The organism is Streptomyces azureus, from assembly GCF_001270025.1.
GTDB lineage: Bacteria > Actinomycetota > Actinomycetes > Streptomycetales > Streptomycetaceae > Streptomyces > Streptomyces azureus.
In genome coordinates this window covers 23,660-29,659 of the sequence record NZ_DF968495.1, presented here as the reverse complement: position 1 = coordinate 29,659, position 6,000 = coordinate 23,660, and the positions used below count along the sequence as shown (strand labels likewise).

The 6,000-nt window shown below is 69.3% G+C and carries 5 protein-coding genes; all 5 read left to right on the top strand.

What is annotated here, in order from left to right:
• Positions 1 to 564: 564 nt before the first annotated feature.
• The 5 genes from AOQ53_RS37490 (at position 565) to AOQ53_RS45095 (ending at position 5,983) form a co-directional block, all read left to right on the top strand.
• Positions 565 to 2,421 carry a rhamnogalacturonan lyase gene (locus AOQ53_RS37490; RefSeq protein ID WP_059424312.1) on the top strand — a complete coding sequence of 619 codons (1,857 nt, stop codon included), beginning with the start codon at positions 565 to 567 and terminating at the stop codon, positions 2,419 to 2,421.
• Positions 2,422 to 2,687: 266 nt separating this feature from the next.
• Positions 2,688 to 3,743, top strand: a complete 1,056-nt coding sequence (locus AOQ53_RS37485; RefSeq protein WP_059424301.1) for a glycosyl hydrolase 53 family protein — start codon at positions 2,688 to 2,690, stop codon at positions 3,741 to 3,743.
• 62 nt (positions 3,744 to 3,805) lie between these two features.
• On the top strand, positions 3,806 to 4,888 hold the full coding sequence (locus tag AOQ53_RS37480; RefSeq protein ID WP_236711948.1) for a rhamnogalacturonan acetylesterase: 1,083 nt from the start codon (positions 3,806 to 3,808) through the stop codon (positions 4,886 to 4,888).
• Between the two features lie 45 nt (positions 4,889 to 4,933).
• On the top strand, positions 4,934 to 5,800 hold the full coding sequence (locus AOQ53_RS37475; protein ID WP_059424299.1) for a GDSL-type esterase/lipase family protein: 867 nt from the start codon (positions 4,934 to 4,936) through the stop codon (positions 5,798 to 5,800).
• Positions 5,801 to 5,833: 33 nt separating this feature from the next.
• A complete protein-coding gene (locus tag AOQ53_RS45095; protein WP_167745806.1) occupies positions 5,834 to 5,983 on the top strand; it encodes a hypothetical protein in 150 nt (49 codons plus the stop codon).
• Positions 5,984 to 6,000: the final 17 nt, after the last annotated feature.

Sequence of the window (6,000 nt, the reverse complement as noted above, 5' to 3'; positions counted from 1 at the left end):
ACGGCGACACCGCCGCACGGGACCGCCTCCCGGCCGACGCGGCCGGCTCCAACACCAGGTGGGAAGCCGCGCTGGGCTGAGGAGCAACCGCTCCGCAACCCGGCGTGACGTTCCCGCACGTCAGGATCGTCAGACAGGCAAGACTGTCATGATCACGCCACTCGATGGCGTGCACGACGGCCCTCCCCTGATCATCCACGAACGCGGACAGCGAGGCGCTCGGTCGCCGGCTCCACGACGGGCGCTTCGCTGCTCGTGCCGTCCCACAGCGGATGCCGGTACGGGACCTGCCAGGAGGTACTGATTCTTTCTGCGTGAACTCCCGGGCCTGTCCGGCACCGTCCACCCGGCACAGTCATCGCCGACAACTGCCCCCGTTCCCGGACCCCACATCGGGTGGAGGGCAAGGAGCCTCATGACCATGAAACGCGGATCCCTCCGCGGGGATGGCACCCCGACGGCCACCACCCCGTGATCCACCACCAGGCATGCACATCCCCCACACCGGAGGTCACTGTGACCGGCTCCCACCCGCGCCCCCGCACGGCGCCGCGTCCACGAAGAATCCGCCGAGCCTCGGGCGGCCGTGTGGCAGGCGTTCTCGCCGCCGCCGTCGCGCTGGCCGCCTCCGCGCTCACCGTGCTGCCCCAGACCGCGGAGGCCGCGACCGCGCGACAGGTGGAGCGCCTCGACCGGGGACTGACCAGTGTCCACACCAGCAGCGGGAACCTGGTGTCGTGGCGCTGGCTGGCCACCGACCCGAACGACGTGGCGTTCAACGTCTACCGCGGCGCCACCAAGCTCAACCCCTCGCCGATCACCGGCTCCACGAACTACTTCGACTCCGGCGCCCAGGACTCCGCCGACTACACGGTGCGCCCGGTGGTGAACGGCACCGAGCAGGCCCCTTCCGAGCGCGCGTCGCAGTTCCGGTCGGGTTACCTGGACGTACCGATCTCGCCGCCGGCCGGAGGCACCGCTCCGGGCAACTCGGCGTACACCTACGAGGCCAACGACGCCAGTCTCGGCGACCTGGACGGCGACGGCAGGCTCGACCTGGTCCTGAAGTGGTATCCCACCAACGCCAAGGACAACGCCCAGTCCGGCTACACCGGCAACACCATCGTCGACGGCATCAAGCTCGACGGCACCCGGCTGTGGCGCATCGACCTGGGCCGCAACATCCGCTCTGGCGCCCACTACACACAGTTCCAGGTGTACGACTACGACGGCGACGGCAAGGCCGAGGTCGCCATGAAGACCGCCGACGGCACCCGGGACGGCACGGGCGCGGTGATCGGCAGCTCGTCGGCCGACCACCGCAACTCCAGCGGCTATGTGCTCTCCGGCCCCGAGTACCTGACGATGTTCAACGGGCAGACCGGCAAGGCGATGGGGACCGTCGACTACGTCCCGGGCCGGGGCAACGTCTCCTCCTGGGGCGACAACTACGGCAACCGTGTCGACCGCTTCCTGGCCGGAACGGCCTACCTCGACGGCTCCCGCCCTTCGCTGATCATGGCGCGCGGCTACTACACCCGCAGCGTCATCGCCGCCTGGGACTGGCGAAACGGTGCCTTCACCCGTCGCTGGACCTTCGACACCGCCTCCTCCACCAACAGCGGCAAGGGCTACGACGGCCAGGGCAACCACAGCCTGTCCGTCGCCGACGTCGACAACGACGGCAAGGACGAGATCGTCTACGGCGCGATGACCGTGGACGACAACGGCTCCGGGCTGTGGACCACCAGGCTGGGCCACGGCGACGCCGGTCACGTCGGGGACCTCAACCCGTCCCGCGCGGGCCTGGAGTACTTCAAGGTCTCGGAAAGCTCCAGCCAGCCCGGCTCGTGGATGGCCGACGCGCGCACCGGCCAGATCCTGTGGCGTACGGCCTCCGGCTCGGACAACGGTCGCGGGGTCGCCGCCGACGTCCACGCCGGCAGCCCGGGTGCCGAGGCATGGTCGGCCACCGACACCACCTTGCGCTCGGCGACCGGCGCCTCCCTGGGCCGGGAGCCGTCCAGCATGAACTTCGTCAGCTGGTGGGACGGCGACCCCGTGCGCGAACTCCTCGACGGCACCCGCATCGACAAGTACGGCACCTCGGGCGACACCCGACTGCTGACCGGCTCCGGCGTCCACTCCAACAACGGGACGAAGGCCACGCCGTCCCTTTCCGGAGACATCCTCGGAGACTGGCGTGAAGAGGTCATCTGGCCGACGTCGGACAACAGGGCCCTGCGGATCTACTCCACACCGCACCAGACGAACACCCGCATCACGACCCTGCTCCACGACACCCAGTACCGTACGGCTCTGGCCTGGCAGAACACGGCGTACAACCAGCCCCCGCACCCGAGCTTCTTCATCGGCAACGCCATGCCGGCGGCTCCACGGCCCACCGCCTTCACGCCCTGAACCCCGCCCCGCTCGGCCGCCCATGCTCCACCGCATGGGCGGCCGATCAGGGGCGGGGGAGGGCTGGCTCGCTGTGAACCCGCCGCGGCCGAGGTGCGCAACGGCGCCCTCGGTATGAGCGGCTCCGCCGTATCGGCGCGAAACCCCTCCTACGGCGACCCACCGCCCCACTCACCCGCACCAAACCCTGGAACACCGCCCCCCACGACCAACCTCCCGTCGGCCGCCACGACTCACGCGCGGCCGGCGAGGAGGAAGGAGCGACCATGCACCCCACCCAGGCATCCGGCTCCGGGCGGATCAGCCGCAGGATCCTGCTCAAGGCCACCACCGCCACCGCCGGGGCGATCGCCACCGCCGCCGCGCTCGCCGAACTCGAGACGCCGGCCAACGCCGCCGCGGGCTTCGTCAAAGGCGTCGACATCAGCTGGGTGCCGCAGATGGAGGCGCGCGGCTACTCCTGGAAGAACGCGAGCGGTCAGAGGCAGGACCTGCTGACCATTCTCAAGGGGTACGGCATCACCGCCGTGCGGTTGCGCACGTTCGTCAATCCCTCCAGCAGCCCGACCGACGGGCACTGCGGCATCAACGAGGTCGCCGCCTTCGCCAAACGGGTCAAGGCCGCCGGCATGTCGATCATGCTCGACTACATGTTCGGCGACACCTGGAACTCCGTCGGTGTGCAGAACCCGCCCGCCGCCTGGCGGAACATGAGCTACAGCCAGATGCTCACCGCGATGAGCACGTACGTGAACCAGACCATGACGGTCATGAAGAACAACGACGTGCTCCCCACCTGGGTGCAGATCGGCAACGAGATCAACAGCGGGATCTGCCGCCCCGTCGGCAGCGTCTCCAACCCGGCGCAGATGACCGGGCTGCTCAACGCGGCGTACACCCAGGTCAAGGCGGTGTCACCGAACTCGGTCGTGTGCATCCACCTGGCCCAGCCGCAGAAGTACGACGTGATGACGACGTTCTTCAGCCGCTTCGCGGCCAACGGCGGCAAGTGGGACATGTCGGTGTTCTCCTCCTACGGCAGCGCCGACGTCGCCCCCGGCATCGTGGGGAACATGCGGAAGATCTCCGCCGCCTACGGCAAGCCGTTCCTGCAGAGCGAGTTCGGCGGCCGGGTGGACAGGGCCTCCTCCACCCAGGCAGCGCTGGTCGCCTACACCAAGGCGCTGAAGGCCAACGGCGGGCAGGGCATCTTCTACTGGGAGCCGGAGTGCATGTCCCCGTTCACCGGCTACAACATGGGTGCCTGGGACTCCTCCACGCAGCGGCCCACCGTCATCATGAACGGCTTCACCCAGGCCTGAGTGACGGGCCGTCGACCTCAACCCGCGTATCGACTCGGTCAAGGATGGGATTGGTGATTGAAATGAGCATGTCACTAACACGCTCCGGACGGCATGGGGCCCGGCTGGGGGCAGCGGGCCTGCTGACCCTTGCGATGCTGGTCGGCACCGGGGCGGCGCATGCCGATGCCGCCGTGCGGGCTCTGCCTGCCGGTTGCTCCGGCACCGCGCCGGTCAAGTGTCACTACGCGGTCTCACCCGGCAACTACGACGTGACGGTCTCCGTCGGTGGCGGCACCTCCGACGGGCAGACCGAGATGTGGGTGGAGGCCCGGCGGCTGATGCTTCCGGCGACGAAGACGGCGGCCGGTGCCGTCGCCACGTACTCGTTCACGGTCAACGTGCGGCAGCCGGAGGGGCAGCCGACCGGCCAGGGCGGCAACGGCAACCCCGGTCTGGACATCCGGTTCACGGGCTCCAACCCCCAGGTCTCGGCCGTCTCGGTGAAGCCGGCGACCCAGCCGATGGTCGCCTACCTGGCCGGTGACTCCACCGTGTGCGACCAGACGACCGCCCCGTACACCGGGTGGGGTCAGATGATCACGCCTGCCGTGCGTCCCGGTGCGGTCATCGCCAACTACGCCGATTCCGGGGAGAGTTCGGGCAGCTTCCGGAACAACTCGGCGCTCTTCCCGGCCCTGCTGTCGAAGGTCAGGGCGAACGACGCGGTCCTCATCCAGTTCGGCCACAACGACAAGCAGACCAGCGCGTCCGCCTTCCGGAGCAACCTCACGTCCATGATCACGCAGGTCCGTGCGAAGGGCGGCGTCCCGGTCCTGGTGACCCCGCCGGTCCGCCGGCAGTTCAACGGCAACCGGCTCACGCCAACGGCGCTGCACGTCAACGGCGTGGGCGTGAACCTGCCCGCCGAGATGCGCTCGCTCGGCACGGCGCAGAACGTGCCGGTGATCGACCTGACCACCAAGAGCAAGACGCTGGTGGAGTCCCTCGGCCCGTCCGCCTCCGCGCAGCTCTTCCTGCGCTCCTCCGTCGACGGTGTCACGGACAACACCCACTTCTCGCAGTACGGCGCGTCGCAGATGGGCGGGCTGGTGCTCCAGAGCATCCGGGAACAGCGCCTGCCCCTGGCCGCGTACCTGCGCTGACCGACGCCCGGTGGTGCCCGTCTGTGGGAAGGACCTGATGGACTGATGAAGAAACTTCGGATACTCGTCACGACCGCACTGGTGATCGCCTTGTCGAGCCTCGGCGTCAGCGCCGTCTCGGCGGCCGACAGCGTCGCGGCGAACTGCACCGGCGCCTCCCGCGCCGAGGCCCCGGCCGCACGAGCGGCGGCCGCGCCGGTCACGGTGTGGCTGGCCGGCGACTCCACCATGGCCAACCCGGGCTCGGCCCGTTGCCCGGTCGGCTGGGGCAGCCAGTTCGACGCCCTGTTCAACAGCGACGTGACGGTCAGGAACCAAGCCGTGGGAGGCCGCAGCATCCAGACCTGGCTGTACGAAGGGAACGTGAGCAGCACCAAGGGCTCCGACGGCGAGTGCCGCCTCACGTCCAACACGTACTCGTCACGCTGGCAGGCGATGCTGAACGCGAGCACCGGGATGAAGGCAGGCGACTACCTGTTCATCCAGTTCGGCATCAACGACTCCTCCTCGACCTGCCCACGACACGTCGGCCCCGCCCGGTACCAGCAGCTGATGACCATGATGGTGAAGGCGGCCCTGGCCCGGGGAGCGCACCCGGTGCTGCTCACCCCGGTGGCCGCCATCACCTGCTCCGGCGGCACGGCGACCAAGAACCGCGGCTTCGTCAACGAGACCTTCGCCGCCGGATCCGCGACCGGAGCGCCGGTCATCGACCTGCACACGCTCAGCGTCTCGCGTTACAACAGTCTGCGCTTCTGCCCGCACAACGGCGACTTCGGATCGGGTCCCGTGGGCGCTTTCTTCTGCAACGACCGCACCCACTTCGAAACCTACGGCGCGCAGCAGGTCGCCGGGCTCGTCGCCGGTGATGTGCGCCGACAGGGCCTCCCGCTGGCCGCGTATCTCAGGTAACGACGGGCTCGGAAGCGGCCCGGCCCCAGTCTGATGCGGCACCTCGCAACGCCCGGATCCGCCGACCGTGGCGGACCCGGGCGTCTGCTTGCGGCATCGGCGGCGAGCGTCACCTCGCCCTACACCCGGCTGACCGGCGCACTGAGCGACATCAACGAGGCGCTGCGTGAGGCCGCCGACTGACATCACCGGCCCATGGC

Bases quoted from the DNA above. Each gene is read 5' to 3' on its own strand.
- AOQ53_RS37485 (WP_059424301.1), top strand. From the start codon at position 2,688: ATGCACCCCACCCAGGCATCCGGCTCCGGGCGGATCAGCCGCAGGATC.
- AOQ53_RS37480 (WP_236711948.1), top strand. From the start codon at position 3,806: ATGAGCATGTCACTAACACGCTCCGGACGGCATGGGGCCCGGCTGGGG.
- AOQ53_RS37475 (WP_059424299.1), top strand. From the start codon at position 4,934: ATGAAGAAACTTCGGATACTCGTCACGACCGCACTGGTGATCGCCTTG.
- AOQ53_RS45095 (WP_167745806.1), top strand. From the start codon at position 5,834: ATGCGGCACCTCGCAACGCCCGGATCCGCCGACCGTGGCGGACCCGGG.